Below are 17,314 nucleotides of genomic sequence, written 5' to 3'. Positions count from 1 at the left end.
ATGTCCAGCCAGAGCCAGCCCGTGCCGTTCACCGCCGACGACTACCGGGCCCGCATGACGCGCGCGGCCGACACCGCCGCCGAGGCCGGGCTCGCGGGCGTACTGGTCGCGCCCGGCCCCGACCTCGTGTACCTCACCGGCTACCAGCCCGTGAACACCGAACGCCTCACCGTCCTCGTCCTCACGCCGGGCCAGGACCCGGTCCTCGTCGTTCCGACGCTGGAGGCCCCGGACGCCGAGAAGGCCGTCGGCGCCCCCGCGTTCACCCTGCGGGACTGGACCGACGGCAAGGACCCCTACGCCGTCACCGCCCCGCTGCTCGACGGCCGGGGCCGGTTCGGGATCAGCGACAACTCCTGGGCGATGCATCTGCTCGGGCTGCAGCGCACCCTGCCGGACACCTCGTACGTCTCGCTCACCGAGGCGCTGCCGATGCTGCGCGCGGTGAAGGACGCCCACGAGCTGGAGCGGATCGCCGCCGCCGGAGCCGCCGCCGACGCCACGTACGGAGAGATCCTCAAGGTGCGCTTCTCGGGCCGCAAGGAGACCGACATCGCGGCCGAACTGGCCGAACTGCTCAAGCGGTTCGGGCACTCCCAGGTCGACTTCACGGTCGTCGGCTCCGGCCCCAACGGTGCCAACCCGCACCACGAGGCCGGTGACCGCACCATCGAGCGGGGCGACATGGTCGTACTCGACTTCGGCGGCCTCAAGCACGGCTACGGCTCGGACACCTCCCGCACGGTCCACGTCGGCGAACCCACCGCCGAGGAGCAGCGGGTCCACGACATCGTGCGCGAGGCGCAGGAGGCGGGCTGCAACGCGGTCCGGCCGGGCGTCGCCTGCCAGGAGATCGACCGGGCGGCCCGCGCGGTCATCACCGAGTTCGGCTACGGCGAACGCTTCATCCACCGCACCGGCCACGGCATCGGCGTCACCACCCACGAGCCGCCGTACATGATCGAGGGCGAGGAGCAGCCGCTGGTGCCCGGGATGTGCTTCTCCGTGGAGCCGGGCATCTATCTGCCGGGCCGGTTCGGCGTACGGATCGAGGACATCGTGACCGTGACCGAGGACGGCGGCCGGCGCCTCAACAGCACGGCGCGCGAGCTGGCGATCGTCGAGTAGCCGGACACGGGCGGGGCGGCCGCGAGGTTCGCCCCGCCCCCGCCGCGCCACCGCCCGGTGCCGCCGCGCCCGCGCCCCTCAGCCGTCGGCCAGCACCACGCACGACTCCGGCGGCAGGTGCAGCAGCCCGTCGCCGCCCGGGGCATCCACCGGCTCCCACGCCGCCACCACCCGGTCCCCGCCGCCCCGGCGCCGGCCGCCGCCCAGCGGGATCGTGGCCGGCTTCTCGCCCAGGTTGACCGCGATCCGCAGATCGCCCCTGCGGTACGCCAGCCAGCGCGCCTGCTCGTCGTGGGCGGTGCGCACCGACGCCAGATCCGGGTCGTGGAGGTCGGGCAGGGCGCGGCGCAGTGCGATCAGCTCGCGGTACCAGGCGTGCAGGCGGGCGTGCGGCTCCCGTGACGGCTCGCTCCAGTCCAGACAGGAACGGTTCCGGGTGGCCGGGTCCTGCGGGTCCGGGATGTCGTCCGCCGACCAGCCGTGCGCCGCGAACTCCCGCCGCCGGCCGCTGCGGACCGCTTCGGCGAGGGCCGGATCGGTGTGGTCGGTGAAGAACTGCCAGGGGGTGCGCGCGCCCCACTCCTCGCCCATGAACAGCATCGGCGTGAACGGTCCGGTCAGGACGAGGGTCGCGGCGCAGGCCAGCAGGCCGGGGGAGAGCGTCGCGGAGAGCCGGTCGCCCAGCGCCCGGTTGCCGATCTGGTCGTGGGTCTGGGCGTAGCCGACGAAGCGGTGGGCGGGCGTGCGGACGATGTCGACGGGGCGGCCGTGGGTCCGGCCCCGGAAGCTGGAGTACGTGCCGTTGTGGAAGAACGCACTGGTCACGGTCTTGGCGACGGCGGTCAGCGGAGCCTGGGCGAAGTCCGCGTAGTAGCCCTGGGACTCACCGGTCAGCGCGGCGTGCAGGGCGTGGTGGAAGTCGTCGTTCCACTGGGCCTGCAGTCCGATGCCGCCGGATTCGCGCGGGGTGGTGGTCCTCGGGTCGCAGAGGTCGGACTCGGCGATCAGCGGCAGCGGACGGCCCAGTTCCGCGGCGAGCGCGTCGGCCGCCGTGGACAGCTCCTCCAGGAAGGTCAGCGCCCGGCCGTCGGCCAGGGCGTGGACCGCGTCGAGCCGCAGTCCGTCCAGCCGGTAGTCCCGCAGCCAGGCGAGCGCGCTGCCCAGCAGGAATGCCCGCACCTCGTCCGAACCAGGGGCGTCGAGATTGACCGCCGCCCCCCACGGAGTGTGATGGGCCTCGGTGAAGTACGGGCCGAAGGCCGGCAGGTGATTGCCGGACGGGCCGAGATGGTTGTGGACCACGTCCAGCAGGACCGCCAGCCCGAGACCGTGCGCCGTGTCGACAAATCGTTTGAGACCGTTCGGCCCGCCGTACGGCTCGTGCACGGCCCAGAGCGACACGCCCTCGTACCCCCACCCGTGCGTGCCGGGGAACGGGCAGACCGGCATCAGCGACACATGGGTGACGCCCAGCTCGGCCAGATGCCCCAGTCTGGCGGCCGCCGCGTCGAAGGTGCCCTCCTCGGTGTACGTACCGATGTGCAGCTCGTACAGCACGGCCCCCGCGAGCCCCCGGCCGGCCCAGCCGCCGTGCCACTCGAACAGCGAATGGTCGACGACGGCGCTCTCGCCGTCCGGCCCGTCCGGCTGACGGCGCGAACGCGGATCGGGGAGCACCCTCCCGTCGCTCCCGCTCCCGCCCCCGCCCAGGACGAAGCCGTACCGGTCCCCGTCCGACGCCGGCGCCTCGGCCGTCCACCAGCCGGACCGGGCCGGATCACGCTCCATCGCCCGCGGCTCGCCCGACAGCCGCAGCCCCACCTCGTCCGCATCCGGTGCCCATACCTCGAACAGCATGCAACGCTCCTCGTCTGATCGCCCCCGTGGCCCGTGCCCCGTCGTCGGCAACAGACACGATCACCGGCCCACGACACTGGATCGAGCCCGTTACTGGCGATTAAGGTCTGGTTCTGATCATTGCCCCATCGGGTTCTGCTCAATACGCACTCCCTCGTACGGCTGTGGAGGCCGAGATGACCGTGCCGTCGTTCCCGCCGGGCTTCCTCTGGGGGGCCTCCGCGTCCGCCTTCCAGACCGAGGGGGCCGCCGACACCGACGGGAAGGGCCCCTCCGGCTGGGACGCCTTCGCCGCGCAGCCCGGACGGATCAAGGACGGCACCGACACCACCCGGGGCACCGGCTTCCACCAGCACTACCGCGAGGACGTCGCCCTGCTGGCCGGCCTCGGCGCCGACGCCTTCCGCTTCTCCGTCAGCTGGCCCCGCGTGGTGCCCGGCGGCAGCGGACCGATCAACCCGCAGGGGCTCGACTTCTACGACCGGCTCGTCGACGAGCTCTGCGCCCACGGCATCACCCCGGCCCCCACCCTCTACCACTGGGACACCCCGCTGCCGCTCGACGAGGAGGGCGGCTGGCTCAACCGGGACACCGCCTACCGCTTCGCCGAGTACGCGGGCATCGTCGCCGAGCGCCTCGCCGACCGCGTACCGATGTGGATCACCATCAACGAACCGGCCGAGGTGACACTGCTCGGCTACGCCCTCGGCGAGCACGCACCGGGCCGCGCCCTCCTCCTCGACGCCCTGCCCGCCGCCCACCACCAGCTCCTCGCCCACGGCCTCGCCGTGCGCGCGCTGCGCGGCGCGGGCGCGGACAACATCGGCATCGCCGTCTCGCACACCCCGGTCTGGACCGCCGGGGACCGTGAGGAGGACCGCCTGGGCGCGGAGCTCTACGACACGATCACCAACTGGCTGTTCGCCGACCCGGTCCTCACCGGCCGCTACCCCGACGAGAACTTCGCCGCGATGATGCCCGGCCCGGTCGAGGACGACCTGAGGACCATCTCCACCCCGCTCGACTGGTACGGCGTCAACTACTACAACCCCACCCTCGTCGGCGCCCCCGGCACCAGCACCCCGGAAACCTTCTCCGGCTACCGGATGCCCCCCGAACTCCCCTTCGGCATCCAGGAGATAGAGGGTTACGAGAAGACCGACTTCGGCTGGCCCGTCGTCCCCGACGGCCTGCGCGAGACCCTCGTCCAGCTCCACAGCCGCTACGGCGACCGGCTCCCGCCGCTCTACATCACCGAGAACGGCTGCGCCGTCGACGAGCCCGCCGAGGACACCCGCCGGATCGCCTACCTCGAAGGACATCTGCGGGCCCTGCGCACCGCCATCGACGCCGGGGTCGACGTGCGCGGCTACTTCACCTGGTCGCTCACCGACAACGTCGAATGGACCGAGGGCGCCAGCAAGCGCTTCGGCCTGGTCCACATCGACTACGAGACGCTGCGCCGGACCCCCAAGGACTCCTACGCCTGGTACCGCGACCTGATCCGCGCACAGAAGACCGGCAGCCCGGCACAGTGACCTGACGCACGGCGCCCGCGATGATCCATACTTCGCGGCATGGTTGCTTCATGGTGGTCCCGGGCCGGCCTGGGGATATTCGTGCACTGGACGCCTGCCTCCGTACCGGGCTGGGCCCCGCGGTACGTCCCCGCGGACGAACTCCCCCTGGCCGGCCGCCGCGCGCCGCTCGGCTGGACTCCTTACGCCGAGTGGTACGAGAACGCGCTCCGGTTCCCCGGCAGCCCCGTCGCCGCCCACCACCGCGCGACCTACGGGGCCCGCCCGTACGCCGCCTTCGGGGACGACTTCAACGACGCCCTGGCGAACTGGGACCCCACCGCGTGGGCCCGCGACTTCCGTGCGGCGGGCGCCCGTTACGCGGTCCTCGTCACCAAGCACCACGACGGCTTCTGCCTCTGGCCCTCCGAGGTGGCCAACCCGCACCGGGCCGGCTGGCGCACCGCACGCGATGTCGTCGGTGAATTCGCCGAAGCCGTCCGGGCCGAGGGGCTGCGCTTCGGGGTCCACTACTCCGGCGGACTCGACCGGACCTTCGACGACCGCCCGATCGGCACCGGCGCGGACATCGTCTCGGCCGTCCCGCGCGGCAGCTACCCGGCGTACGCGGGCGCCCAGATGCGCGAACTGATCCGCCGCTACCGCCCCGACATCCTCTGGAACGACATCGCCTGGCCCGGCTCACCCACCGATGTCCAGCGGCTGGTCGAGTACTACCGCTTCGCCGTCCCGCACGGCGTCGTCAACGACCGGCTGATGCCCCGCGCACCGATATGGCGCACGCTCTCGCTCCCCGGCGCCAAGGCCCTGTACAACGGCCGGCAACGCCGCACCGTCGCCCGGGGCGAGGGCTCCGTACCGCGCCGGCCCCCGTACTTCGACTTCCGCACCCCGGAGGCCGCCCGCCGCACCGGCCCCGACCTGTACGAGATCACCCGCGGCATCGACCGAGGCTTCGGCTACAACCGCAACTCCCTGCCCGAGGCGTGCCTCGGCCGCGAGGCGCTGGAATCGCTGGTACGGGAGACGGCGGCCGGGGGCGGCAACCTGCTGATCGGTGTGGGGCCACGTGGCGAGGACGCGAAGGTCCCCGCCGCGCAGCGGCTCCGCCTGGACTGGCTGGCGGAACTCACCCGTGAACTCACATCAGATGGATGCGTTCCTGGGTGATGCGGTGACCGGCCCGCGCGAACGCGGCCGCCATCGGCACATTGCCCCGGTCGGTGGCGCCCGCGATGAACCCGGCGCCCTCGGCAGCGAGGAAGTGCGTGCACTCCGCGAGCAGGTCGTACCCGTAGCCGTGCCCCCGCTGCTCGGGCACGACCCCGATGAAGCCGACGCACGGCCCGGACGGGTTGTGGGCGGGCACCTGGATGCCCGCCAGTTCGCCCTCGCGGGTGTACGCCAACTGCCACCAGGAACGCGGCGAGGGGCACCAGTGGAAGAAGTCGAGCTCCTCCCGCGCCGCCTGCTCCAGACCGCCGGCCTCGATGGCCTTCCGGGCATGGGCGTCCAGTGTGACGGTGTGGACCCGGCGCAGCACGTCGAGGATCACCTCGTCGTCCGGCTCCGGCCGGAACTCCAGCCGCCCCGGGCGCTCGGGCAGGCCGAACTCCGGTGTCCACCGGTAGCTGTACCGCTCGACCAGCGGCTTCATCCCGGCCGCGCGGGCGGCGGAGATCCGGCCCTCGGCGGCGGCCCGGACGTCGGGCCGCTCCCGCCAGTCGGCCGGCAGGATCAGCTCGTACTCGGTGTGCAGCGGGGCGCGGCGCAGCAGTTCGGCGCCCGCCGCCTCCTCGCCGTCGGCGAAGTCGAACCAGTTGAGCAGCACCGGCTCGGTGTCGTGGGGCCCGCCCCACCAGGCGGCACGGGCCACCACGACACCGTCGCGCAGGGCGACCCAGGTCCACTCGGGGCGGTAGTCGCCGCCGTCGTCCGTCGTGGCGTACCGGTGCCCGAACGCGGCGCGGCCGACGAGGTCACGGCCCCGCATGGTGTGGAAAAGATGTGCGTCGCTCTCGGTGAGCGCGCGGATGACCGGATCGGTCATGGAACAGTCCTCCGGAAGAAGCGGTGCGCTCCCGGTCAGACAGAAACCGAAGCCGCCCGGCGAACGGGACGGGAGCGCGGGAACGAAATGGTGGGTGTACGCACTGTTCTCGCCTCCTTCCTCGGTTCTCGGGCGGAGCCGTCACCGTAACCGGTGGTCCGGCGGGCCGTCCACCGTATTCAGTCCCGAATTCAGTCCCAGACCATGTCGAAGGAGCGCTCGAAGTTCACGTACCCGAGGCGTGCGAAGGACTTGGCCATCGGTACGTTGCCGAGATCTGTGGCGGCCCGGATGCGTTCCACGCCGTCCTGCGCGGCCAGTACCCGGGTGCCCTCGGCGAGGATGTCGTCGATGTAGCCGTGGCCGCGGTGGGCGGGCAGCACACCGATGTACGCGACGATCGGGTTGTAGTTGTTGCGGGCCGGGATGACGAACCCGACCGGTTCACCGTCCGGGAGTTCGGCGATGCGCCACCACTCGCGCGGGGTCCGGTACTTCGCCAGTTCCTCGTCGTAGTGCTTCTCGGCGGCCTCGCGGGCACTGAGCCCGGTCGCCAGATCGGCCTGCCCGTGGGCGTCGAGGGTGCCCTCCATCACCGGTGTCATCAGCGCGAGGAGGTCCTCGCGCCCGTCGACCGGACGGAACCGGAGCCGGCCGCTGTCGGCGGGGACCGCCGTACCGGCGCGCCACTCCAGCCGGAGCCGCTCGACCAGCATCCGCGCACCGGAGCGCTCCATGACCCGGATCCGGGCCTCGACGACCTCGCGGGCGGCCGGGTCCTCGCGCCAGTCGGCCGGTACGAAGCGGCCGTACTCGGGCCGCGGGGCGCCGGCGGGCACGACCGTTGCCGTTGCCGTCTCCAGCAGCTTCAGCCCCGTCTCGCCGCGTTCGGGCTCGGGCAGGGTGTCGTCCAGGTCGAAGAAGTCGAGGAGCAGGGGCTCCTCCCCGCCCAGGCTCCACCACGCGATCCGCGCCACCAGGCGTTCGCCGCGCAGCGCCACCCACATCCACTCGGGACGGCGACGCCCGCTCTCCAGGTCGTCGGCGAGTTCGTGATCGAGGGTGTACGACAGCTGGAGGAAGAGCCCGAGCTCCTCGGGACCGGCGAGCGGACGGATGGTCAGTTCCTGTGGTGCAGGGGTCACACAAGCTCCTTGAAATGCGCAGGCGTGCCTTCCGGCGGATGCCGGGCGGCCTGCGGCGGGAGACAGTAGCAACGACTCCACGGCCGTGCGCGGGGATATCCGCGGCCACGCGCTCCCTGTACGGCGCAGCTCTCCCTTCGCGGCCGCACGCTCCGTGCACGGCCACGCGCTCCCTTCGCGGCCCAGGGGCGGGATACGGGCACGTTCTGGACACTCCGGGGCGGTCGGACCGACAATTGGCCGTGTGACGTCCTCCTTCGAGTCCCACACGTATCCCGTGCGGCTGTCCGACGCCCAGCGCGACCGTGTGCTCGGCGTGCTCAGAGACGGCGCGGCACAGGGCAGGCTCTCCCATGACACCTTCATGCGGCGCATGGAGCTGGCCCTCACCGCCCGGCGCTCCGAGGAACTGGAGGCACTCACCGCCGACTTGGAGGGCGAGGGCCGCTGGTCCCGGCGGATACTCCGGGTCGTGAGCGGGGTGTCCGGATTTCCCGGCCGGGTGCGCCGGGTCTGGCAGACCGAGCGGCTCCCCAAGCTCCTGCTCCCCGCCCCGAGCCCGCACCCCCTGTTGATCGGCCGCGATCCGGGCAACGGGCTGCGGCTCAACCACGAGACCGTCTCCCGGCTCCACGCGGAGCTCACCGCCCAGGGCGGCCGCTGGCTGCTGCGCGACCTCGGCTCGACCAACGGCACCTGCGTCAACGGCCAGCGGGTCACCGGCGTGGTCCCGGTCCGCGACGGGGACCAGGTGAGCTTCGGCCGGATGAGCTTCCGGCTCTCCGCACCCGTCCTCGGCCCGCCGGCCTGAGAGGCGCAATCCAGGGGCCTTTCGAGCTTCCTCCGAGCTCCGTCCGAGCTCCGTCCGAGCTCCGTCCGAGCTCCGTCCGAGCTCCCTCCGAGATCCGTCTGAGCACCTTCCGAGCTTCCTGGCACTTCCGGGGGCCGTCGGTGTCCGGCTCAGGACCGCTGGTGCAACCCGCGCCCGCCGAGGGTGAGAAAGACTTCGCCGACCGCCTCGGAGAGCGTCGGATGCGCGTGGACGTGGTGGGCCACATCGGCGGGTTCGGCGTCCCAGCCGACGATCAGCTGGCTCTCGGCGATCATCTCGGAGACCTGCGGCCCGACGAGATGCACCCCGAGGACCCGGCCGCCCCGCTCGGCGACCACCTTCACCAGGCCGCCCCGCCCGTGCACCATCCCCTTGGCCACGGCGGTCAGCGGCATGCTGCCCACCGTGACGTCGTGCCCGGCGTCACGGGCCTGGGCCTCGGTCAGGCCCACCGCGGCGGTCTGCGGGGACGAGTACGTGACCCGGGGGACGGCGGCGTAGTCCACCGCGGGTGTGCTCAGTCCGGCCAGCGTCTCGGCGACGAGCAGCCCCTCCGCGAACGAGGCGTGGGCCAGCCCGAGGGACGGCGGCGGCAGCAGATCGCCCACCACATGGATGCCCGGCACGGACGTTTCGAGCCGGGACCAGTCGGCGGGCGCGACATGGCCGCGCCCGTCGACGGCCAGCCCCGCCGCCGCGAGTCCGAGCCCCTCGGTCACCGGCACGCGCCCCACCGCGACGAGCAGCCGCTCGGCCCGCACGGTGCGCGTCTCGCCGCGCGAGGTGCGTACCGTCGCGACCACCCCGTCGGAGACCACGCCCGCGTCCGTCAGCCGTGCCCCGGTGAGTACGTCGATCCCGCGCTTCTTCAGACCGCGGGTCAGATGGCGCGACACATCGACGTCCTCCAGCGGCACGAGCCGGTCCGCGGCCTCCACCAGCGTCACATCGGCGCCCATCGACCGGTGGAACGAGGCGTACTCGACGCCGATCGCCCCGCCGCCCAGCACCAGGACGGACCGCGGCAGCCCCGGCGCGAACAACGCGTCGTCGCTGGTGACGACGCGGTGCCCGTCGGCCTGCAGCCCCGGCAGCATGCGCGGTCGCGACCCGGTCGCCAGTACGATGCCGCGGCGCGCGACGACCGTCCCGCGACCGGTGACGTACGCACTGCGCGGGCCGGTCAACTCGGCGCTCCCGTACGCCACTTCGACCGCCGCGTGCGCCAGGTGGTCCACCACCCCGCGATGGTTGCGCGCCACGATGTCGTCCCGGGCGGCGACCAGGGCCGGCCAGTCCACCGAGTCCAGGGTCGCCTTCGCCCCCCACCGTTCCCCGGCCTCCGCGATGCCGTCCACGAGTTCGGCGGCGTGCAGCATCGCCTTGCTGGGAATGCAGCCGCGGTGCAGACAGGCGCCGCCCACCTTGTCGCGCTCCACGAGGACCACCTCCAGGCCGAGGGCGGCGGCCCGCAGAGCGGTGGAGTATCCGCCCGTACCGCCCCCGATCACCAGGACGTCGGTCTCGGTCCCGGTCGCTGCGGTTGTTCCCGTTCTCGTTGCTGTCGTTGTCCGTGTCATGGCCACAGCCTCCGCCCGGCCCTTGCCATGAGTCCAAGGCAATGTTTCTGTGGCATCGATGCACAGCCCTTATGGGTACGGTCCACGGGGAGAGAGTGTTGAGCCTGCGACAGATGGAGTACTTCCTCACGGTCGTCGAGGAGTCGTCGTTCACCCGGGCCGCCGAACTCCTCCACGTCACCCAGCCCGCGCTCTCCCACCAGATCAAGGCCCTGGAGCGGACCGTCGGCGGTGCCCTCCTCGAACGGCTGCCGCGCGGCGTGCGCCTGACCCCGATGGGGCGTGCCTACCTGCCGCACGCCGAGCGGTCCGTACGCAGCGCCGCCCAGGCACGGCGGGCGGCGCGGGCGGCGGCGGGAGCGGAGGGCGGTGAGCTGCACATCGCGACGGTGCACGCGGTGGCTGTCGGCATCCTCCCCGACGTCTTCGCGCGCTGGCGCCGGGCGCACCCCGGGGTCGCTCTCGTCCTCCACGAGTACGCCACCCCGGAAGCCCTGGAGGAACAGCTCGAACGCGGCACCGCCGACCTCGCGGTCGGCCCGCCGCCCGCGCGCTGGCCGGGGCCCGTCGTCCCGGTCGGCGAGGAGGAGATCGTCCTGGTGGTCCCCTTCGACGACCCGCTCGCCGGACGCGCCTCGGTCCGTCTGCCGGAGCTGGCCGACCGGCCCTGGGTGCGCTGCGCGATGGAACCCGTGGTCCAGGGCCAGGCGTTCCTGGACCTGGCCTGCGGGCAGGCCGGCTTCACACCCCGTACGGCGGTGCGTACCGAACACACGTCGACCGCGGTACGGATGGCGGCGGCCGGGGTCGGTGTCGCCACGGCGCCGGCGCATGTCGTGCGGGGAGCGGTCGGCGAGGACTGCGCGGTCCTCGCCGTCGAGCCTCCGTGGCGGCGTGGGCTGGCGGTCTTCTCCCGCGTGGAACTCACGGGGGCCGCCGCCGCGTTCACGGATCTCCTCGCGGGCTCCGGGCCACTGGGCTCCCGTACGACGACAGGCTGAGGCCGCCCGGCCCGGGGAGCGTCGCCCTCACCCGTACGGCCGTACGCCGACTGCGCGACGCCCCTGCCGGTGTTTCCCTGATGGAAAACCGCGCCGTACACCGGCGCCCTGACGCCCCGGGGGTACGGATGCAGGCCGACGTGCCGGAAGGCATATCCGCACCGGACCTCGGCCGCCGAGGGCGCCGACCGGTGCGCGGCCCCCGCCCGGACGCCGGCCCCAGCCTGCTCGCGCCCGGTGCGGCGCGTGACCCGTACCGCCTCTACCGGGTCCTGCGCGAGGAGTACCCGCTCAGCTACGACGCGCCCCTGCGCGCCTGGCTGGTCAGCCGGTACGCGGACGTGGCCACGGCCCTCACCGACCCCCGCTTCACCGGCCTCCCGCACGACGCCGCACCCCGCGGCGCCCCCGCCCCGCTCGGTCTCTGCCACGGCAGCCCCCGCTGCGTGCCGCGCGATCAGCGCCCGGCGGCACCCGGACCCGTGCCATGTCACATGCCGGAGTTCGAAGCGGTACCACGTCACATGCCGGAGTTCGAAGCAGTGCCACGTCACATGCCGGAGCTCGCGGCGGTGCCACGTCACATGGCAGCGCGCATCGAGCGGACCGCGTACGTGCTGGCGCGCCGCATCGCGTGCCGCCAACAGGCCGATCTCGTCGAGGAGTTCTGCCGCTGGCTGCCCTTCGGCGCCGCCCCCGGCGTGAGCGCCCGACGCTACACCGACCGGCTGTCCGGCACCACGCCCGGCATCGCCTGCGGCACCGCGCCCGGCATCGCGTACGACCCCCCGCCCGGCGCCGTGACCGCCACCGCGACCGCGGCCACCCCCTGCACCCGGCACACCGGCCTCCGCGAGAGGGCGCTCGCCTCCCTCCTCGCCAATGTGCTGGACGCCCCCGACCTCCTCACCGCCCTGCGCGTCGAACCGGCCCTGGCCGACCGGGCCTGGACGGAGTCGCTGCGCCGCGACCCGCCGGTCCAGGTGGTGCTGCGCCGTACCGTCACCGAGGTCACCCTCAGCGGCGGCACCCTGCCCGCCGGGGCTGACGTCGCCTGCCTGATCGGCGCGGCCGGCCGCGATCCGGAACGGTTCGCCGCCCCCGACCTCTTCGACCCCTTCCGCCGTGACCAGGGCCGGTCCCTCACCGGCCCCGTGTCCTGCCCCGCCGTCCTGCTCGGCCGGCTGGAGGCCCGCCAGGGCCTGCGCGCGCTGCTCGACGCGATGCCCCGGCTCCGCTGGGCGGACGGATTCCGCCCGGCCGGCACCGGGCTGCTCACCCGAGGTCCGCGGGCCCTCCTCGTCCGGCCCGGCTGAGCAGCGCCACCGGCCGCGCGGCGAAGAGTTCGGCGAGCGCGACCGAGCTCCCGGTGAACTTCCGACCGGACGCCAGCAGATCGGTCCACGGCCCGTCGTCCGGCAGCACCAGCTCCGTGTCGTGCCAGCCGCCCGACTCCGCCAGCCGCAACGACAGCCTGGTCACCGCGGTGACCACCTCGCCGGAGCGGCAGAACGCCAGACAGTGCGCGGCCGCCGGGCCCCGCGCGCCCAGCGGGGCGTACGTACCGGACTCACCGAACACCTCCGGCCGCTCGCGCCGCAGCCGCAGGGTGGCCGCCGTCAGCTCGCCCTTCTCGCCGAGGGCCCCGTCCAGGGACGGCTCGCAGAACGGCCGCCGGTTGTCCGGGTCGACCAGCGCCACGTACTCCCGCTCCGTGCCCTGGTACAGATCCGGCACACCCGGCATCGTCAGCTGCACCAGCGCCGCCCCCAGCACATTGGCCCGCACATAGGGGTCGAGCGTGCTCGCGAACCGCTCCAGCGTCTCGCGCACCGGACCGCCGCTCGCGGCAGGCCCGGCCGCCACGAAGTCCGTCACCGCCCGCTCGTACGCCGCATCGGGCTCGGTCCAGCCGGTGAAGAGCCCCGCCTCGCGGACCGCCTTCAGCAGCGCCGGCTCAAGACGGCCCGCCATCTCGCCGTCCGGCAGCTTCGCGCAGCCCACCGCCGTCTGCCAGGCCTGCCAGGCGAGCTGCGGATCCGGAGCGGTGGCCGGGGTCGCCCGGTCCAGCTCCGTCAGCAGCCCGGACCACGACTGCGGGCACTCCGTCAGCACCGCGATCCGGGCCCGTACATCGGCGCTCCGCTTGGTGTCATGGGTGGTCAGCGCCGTGCCGGTGGCCGGCCAGTCGCGGGCCAGCCGGGCACAGAACGCGTGGAACTCCTCCGGCTTCACCGCGGGCTGCCCAGGGTCGCCGCCCACCTCGTTCGCCGAGATCAGCGGCACGTACCGGTAGAACGCCGTGTCCTCGACCGACTTGGCGCGCAACGCCGAGGCGGTCTGGGCGAACCGGACGCAGAACGCGGCCCGCTCGGGCCCCTCGCCCAGCCGCCCCAGCGCCAGCTCCCGGACCACGTCGACGGCCGACGCCTCCTCCGCGACGGTGAACATCGCCTTCGCGTCCCGCACGACCGCGTCCGACAGCGTCTCCCCGGCCGTCGTGGTGCAGGCCCCGCCGGCCGTCACGTACGGGCGGTAGACGGGCATCCGCACCATCAGTTCGCGCAAGGCGGTGCGCAGCGTCCACGGGGCGTGATCGCACAGCGCGGGCTCGGCGGCGCAGATCCGTGCGGCGAGCCGGGTCAGCAGCTCGGTCTCGGCGGCCAGTTCGTGCGTCACCACCCGGTACGCGGCGCGGCGGACGGTCGCCGTCCAGTAGCCGCCGCGGTCGCCGGCGGGTCCCGCGTACTCCCGGTAGCGGCCGACCAGCTCCGCGGCGCCCATCGGGTCGAGGAACAGGCCGTCCACGCGGTGCAAGGCGTCGTACCCGGTCGTCCCAGCCACGGCCCAGTCCGCGGGCAGCTCCTCGCCGCCGGTGAGGATCTTCTCCACCACCGTCCACCGCCCGCCGGTCGCGGCCGAGAGCCGCTCCAGGTACGCCGCGGGCTCGGCCAGCCCGTCGGGGTGGTCGATGCGCAGCCCGTCGACGACACCGTCCCGGACCAGTTCGAGGATCTTGCCGTGGGTGGCGGCGAAGACCTCGGGGTCCTCCACCCGTACCCCGATGAGCTCCGAGATCGTGAAGAACCGCCGGTAGTTCAGCTCGGTGCGGGCCAGCCGCCACCAGCCGAGCCGGTAGTGCTGGGCGTCCAGCAGCTCCTGCAGCGGCAGCCCGGCCGTGCCGGTCCGCAGCGGGAACTCCTGCTCGCCGTGGCGCAGCACCTCGCCGTCCACCAGGAGCCCGCCGAGCTCGTCGCCGATCGGCCCGCCGAGCACCGGCAGCAGCACCTTCCCGCCGCCCGCCGCCCAGTCGATGTCGAACCAGCGGGCGTACGGTGATCCGGGGCCCTCGCGCAGCACCTCCCACAGCGCGTGGTTGTGGCGGGGGACGGCGGCCATGTGGTTCGGCACGATGTCCACGATCAGTCCGAGACCGTGCCCGCGCGCCGTGCGGGCCAGCTCCCGCAGCCCCTGTTCACCGCCGAGCTCGGCGCGTACCCGGCCGTGGTCGACGACGTCGTAGCCGTGCCGGGAGCCGGGTACGGCTTCGAGGACCGGGGACAGATGCAGATGGGAGACGCCGAGCGAGGCGAGATACGGCACGGCCTCCCCGGCGGCCGAGAACGGGAAGTCGGGCTGGAGCTGGAGCCGGTAGGTGGCGGTGGGCGTCATGCGGACGTTCGTACCCAGCCTGGCGGCTTCTGTGTCACGGAATGCCGCAAAGGGCTCGACCGGCGGTGTCCTCCCCGGCGGCCGGACGGCCCTCGGGCCTACGCGGGCCGCTGCAGCACCGCCATGCTGCGCCCGACCAGCGTCACCCGATCGCCCCCCGCCACCTTCGGCCCCGAGCCGGGCATGACTCCGACCGGGCGCGCCGTGTCGACCACCACCAGCCACTGCCGGCCGTGATTCACCGGAACGGAGAACTCCAGCGTCTCCGCGCTCGCGTTGAACATCAGCAGGAACGAGTCGTCGGAGATCCGCTCGCCGCGCGGCCCCGGCTCCGAGATCGCGTGACCGTTGAGGAAGACCGTCAGAGCCTTGGCGTGCGCGGCCTGCCAGTCCCGCTGCTTCATCTCGCCGCCCTCCGGTGTGAACCACGCGATGTCCGAGAGCTCGTCGTGCGTGCCCTCGACCGGACGGCCGTGGAAGAACCGGCGGCGTCGGAAGACCGGATGGTCGCGGCGCAGCCACACCATCGCCCGGGTGAACTCCAGCAGACTGCTGCCCCCGGTGTCCGCCCCGCCCCGGTCGGCGCCGTCCGCCTTTTCCTGAGCCGCCTCGTCCGGATCTGGCCAGTGCACCCACGACAACTCGCTGTCCTGGCAGTACGCGTTGTTGTTGCCCCGCTGGGTGCGTGCGAACTCGTCGCCGTGGCTCAGCATCGGCACGCCCTGCGACAGCATCAGCGTGGCGATGAAGTTCCGCATCTGCCGCGTCCGCAGGTCGAGGATCTCCGGCTGGTCGGTGTCCCCCTCCGCGCCGCAGTTCCAGGACCGGTTGTGGCTCTCGCCGTCCCGGTTGCCCTCGCCGTTCGCCTCGTTGTGCTTGTCGTTGTACGAGACCAGGTCGTGCAGCGTGAACCCGTCGTGGCAGGTGGCGAAGTTGATCGAGGCGAGCGGCCGCCGCCCGTCGTCCTGGTACAGGTCCGACGACCCGGTCAGCCGCCCCGCGAACTCCGCGAGGGTCCGCGGCTCGCCCCGCCACAGGTCCCGCACGGTGTCCCGGTACTTGCCGTTCCACTCGGTCCACAGCGGCGGGAAGTTCCCCACCTGGTAGCCGCCCTCGCCCACGTCCCACGGCTCGGCGATCAGCTTCACCTGGCTGACCACCGGGTCCTGCTGCACCAGGTCGAAGAACGACGACAGCCGGTCCACCTCGTGGAACTGCCGGGCCAGGGTCGCCGCCAGGTCGAAGCGGAAGCCGTCCACATGCATCTCGGTCACCCAGTACCGCAGCGAGTCCATGATCAGCTGGAGCACGTGCGGTGACCGCATCAGCAGGGAGTTCCCGGTCCCCGTGGTGTCCATGTAGTACCGCTGGTCGTCCGCCAGCCGGTAGTACGAGGCGTTGTCCAGGCCCCGGAAGGAGAGCGTCGGGCCCAGATGGTTGCCCTCCGCGGTGTGGTTGTAGACCACGTCGAGGATCACCTCGATGCCGGCCTGGTGCAGCGCCCGCACCGCCTGCTTGAACTCCAGCACCTGCTCGCCCCGGTCGCCCCAGGAGGCGTAGGCGTTGTGCGGGGCGAAGAAACCGATGGTGTTGTAGCCCCAGTAGTTGGCCAGCCCCGCGTCCGCCAGCCGGTGGTCCTGGACGAACTGGTGAACCGGCATCAGCTCGATGGCCGTGACGCCCAGTTCCGTCAGATGGGCGATCACCTCCGGATGGGCCAGCCCCGCGTAGGTGCCGCGCAGCTCCTTCGGCAGCCCCGGGTGGAGCATCGTCAGGCCCTTCACATGGGCCTCGTAGATCACCGTGCGGTGGTAGTCCGTTCGGGGCCGCCGGTCGTCGCCCCAGTCGAAGTACGGGTTGACCACCACCGAGGTCATGGTGTGCGGCGCCGAGTCGAGATCGTTGCGCGCGTCGGGCCGGCCGAACGGATAGCCGTACACCGCCTCGCCCCACCGGATCTGCCCGGCGACGGCACGGGCGTACGGGTCGAGCAGCAGCTTGGCCGAATTGCAGCGGGCGCCGCGCTCCGGTTCGTACGGTCCGTGGACCCTGAATCCGTACCGCTGACCGGGCATCACCCCGGGCAGGTAGGCATGGCGGACGAAGGCGTCGGTCTCCCTGAGCTCCACCGCCGTCTCGGAACCGTCGTCGTGCAGCAGGCACAACTCGATTCGTCTGGCGGCCTCCGAGAAGACCGCGAAGTTGGTCCCGGCGCCGTCGTACGTGGCACCGAGGGGGTACGCCTGTCCCGGCCAGACCTGCATAGGTTCGACCCTTCCACTTCTGATCCGGGTGCCTGGGGCTTGCGGCTGCAAGGGCCCGTCCGACCCCTGATCCGCCCGACAGGCCCTGAGCCAGATCTTCCCCGAAAGAGGTGCGGCTACCTAGGACCGACCGGCACGTCACGCGGTCCGGTCAACTTCGGGCCTCTCCGTGTAGCCCGGAACCGGGATCCGGACCCGGAAACCCGGCGCTCGCCCGGTCCAGGGCCCCGGATGGGGTGGTTAATCA

The 17,314-nt window shown here is 72.8% G+C and carries 12 protein-coding genes; 6 read left to right on the top strand and 6 right to left on the bottom strand.

Translation table 11 applies throughout. The annotated features are described in order from the left end of the window. Positions 1-1,128: a Xaa-Pro peptidase family protein gene (locus ACFYY7_RS06270; protein WP_351252643.1), complete on the top strand. Its 1,128-nt coding sequence runs from the start codon at positions 1-3 to the stop codon at positions 1,126-1,128. Positions 1,129-1,206: 78 nt separating this feature from the next. On the opposite strand, the gene treZ is transcribed toward ACFYY7_RS06270, so the two are convergent. Continuing rightward, positions 1,207-2,985, bottom strand: coding sequence for a malto-oligosyltrehalose trehalohydrolase (gene treZ / locus ACFYY7_RS06265; RefSeq protein ID WP_388657726.1), 1,779 nt, complete (start codon positions 2,983-2,985; stop codon positions 1,207-1,209). 176 nt (positions 2,986-3,161) lie between these two features. On the opposite strand from treZ, the gene ACFYY7_RS06260 reads away from it, so the two are divergent. Together ACFYY7_RS06260 and ACFYY7_RS06255 are read left to right on the top strand one after the other, a co-directional pair. Further along, a complete protein-coding gene (locus ACFYY7_RS06260; RefSeq protein ID WP_388657723.1) occupies positions 3,162-4,523 on the top strand; it encodes a GH1 family beta-glucosidase in 1,362 nt (453 codons plus the stop codon). Between the two features lie 39 nt (positions 4,524-4,562). Then, positions 4,563-5,693: an alpha-L-fucosidase gene (locus ACFYY7_RS06255; RefSeq protein WP_388657720.1), complete on the top strand. Its 1,131-nt coding sequence runs from the start codon at positions 4,563-4,565 to the stop codon at positions 5,691-5,693. Here the strand turns inward: ACFYY7_RS06255 and ACFYY7_RS06250 are convergent. Both ACFYY7_RS06250 and ACFYY7_RS06245 read right to left on the bottom strand, forming a co-directional pair. Then, positions 5,665-6,573 (bottom strand): GNAT family N-acetyltransferase, encoded by a 909-nt coding sequence (locus tag ACFYY7_RS06250; RefSeq protein ID WP_388657718.1) that lies wholly within the window; start codon positions 6,571-6,573, stop codon positions 5,665-5,667. The genes ACFYY7_RS06255 and ACFYY7_RS06250 overlap by 29 nt on opposite strands. Positions 6,574-6,764: 191 nt before the next feature. Beyond that, positions 6,765-7,718 (bottom strand): GNAT family N-acetyltransferase, encoded by a 954-nt coding sequence (locus ACFYY7_RS06245; protein WP_388657715.1) that lies wholly within the window; start codon positions 7,716-7,718, stop codon positions 6,765-6,767. 244 nt (positions 7,719-7,962) lie between these two features. Here ACFYY7_RS06245 and ACFYY7_RS06240 point away from each other — a divergent pair, with 244 nt between their 5' ends. Further along, positions 7,963-8,529: an FHA domain-containing protein gene (locus ACFYY7_RS06240; RefSeq protein ID WP_388657712.1), complete on the top strand. Its 567-nt coding sequence runs from the start codon at positions 7,963-7,965 to the stop codon at positions 8,527-8,529. Positions 8,530-8,678: 149 nt separating this feature from the next. Here ACFYY7_RS06240 and lpdA read toward each other — a convergent pair whose 3' ends face one another. Then, a complete protein-coding gene (gene lpdA, locus ACFYY7_RS06235) occupies positions 8,679-10,130 on the bottom strand; it encodes a dihydrolipoyl dehydrogenase (RefSeq protein ID WP_388657710.1) in 1,452 nt (483 codons plus the stop codon). A 98-nt stretch (positions 10,131-10,228) separates the two neighbouring features. On the opposite strand from lpdA, the gene ACFYY7_RS06230 reads away from it, so the two are divergent. Next, entirely contained in the window at positions 10,229-11,131 is a 903-nt protein-coding gene (locus ACFYY7_RS06230; protein ID WP_388657707.1) for a LysR substrate-binding domain-containing protein, read from the top strand. A 128-nt stretch (positions 11,132-11,259) separates the two neighbouring features. Then, positions 11,260-12,447: a cytochrome P450 gene (locus ACFYY7_RS06225; RefSeq protein WP_388657704.1), complete on the top strand. Its 1,188-nt coding sequence runs from the start codon at positions 11,260-11,262 to the stop codon at positions 12,445-12,447. Here ACFYY7_RS06225 and treY read toward each other — a convergent pair. After that, entirely contained in the window at positions 12,407-14,803 is a 2,397-nt protein-coding gene (gene treY / locus ACFYY7_RS06220) for a malto-oligosyltrehalose synthase (protein ID WP_388657701.1), read from the bottom strand. The two genes, ACFYY7_RS06225 and treY, sit on opposite strands and share 41 nt — an antisense overlap. Before the next feature lie 98 nt (positions 14,804-14,901). Beyond that, positions 14,902-17,067, bottom strand: a complete 2,166-nt coding sequence (glgX, locus tag ACFYY7_RS06215) for a glycogen debranching protein GlgX (protein WP_388657698.1) — start codon at positions 17,065-17,067, stop codon at positions 14,902-14,904. Positions 17,068-17,314 lie beyond the last annotated feature (247 nt).

The sequence above is a fragment of the Streptomyces sp. NPDC001933 genome (genome assembly GCF_042890955.1).
Taxonomy (GTDB): domain Bacteria; phylum Actinomycetota; class Actinomycetes; order Streptomycetales; family Streptomycetaceae; genus Streptomyces.
This window is presented reverse-complemented; position numbering and strand designations above follow the sequence as displayed.

Coding starts and splice junctions, on each gene's coding strand:
- ACFYY7_RS06270 (WP_351252643.1), top strand. CDS start 1: ATGTCCAGCCAGAGCCAGCCCGTGCCGTTCACCGCCGACGACTACCGG.
- treZ (WP_388657726.1), bottom strand. CDS start 2,985: ATGCTGTTCGAGGTATGGGCACCGGATGCGGACGAGGTGGGGCTGCGG.
- ACFYY7_RS06260 (WP_388657723.1), top strand. CDS start 3,162: ATGACCGTGCCGTCGTTCCCGCCGGGCTTCCTCTGGGGGGCCTCCGCG.
- ACFYY7_RS06255 (WP_388657720.1), top strand. CDS start 4,563: ATGGTTGCTTCATGGTGGTCCCGGGCCGGCCTGGGGATATTCGTGCAC.
- ACFYY7_RS06250 (WP_388657718.1), bottom strand. CDS start 6,573: ATGACCGATCCGGTCATCCGCGCGCTCACCGAGAGCGACGCACATCTT.
- lpdA (WP_388657710.1), bottom strand. CDS start 10,130: ATGACACGGACAACGACAGCAACGAGAACGGGAACAACCGCAGCGACC.
- ACFYY7_RS06225 (WP_388657704.1), top strand. CDS start 11,260: ATGCAGGCCGACGTGCCGGAAGGCATATCCGCACCGGACCTCGGCCGC.
- treY (WP_388657701.1), bottom strand. CDS start 14,803: ATGACGCCCACCGCCACCTACCGGCTCCAGCTCCAGCCCGACTTCCCG.
- glgX (WP_388657698.1), bottom strand. CDS start 17,067: ATGCAGGTCTGGCCGGGACAGGCGTACCCCCTCGGTGCCACGTACGAC.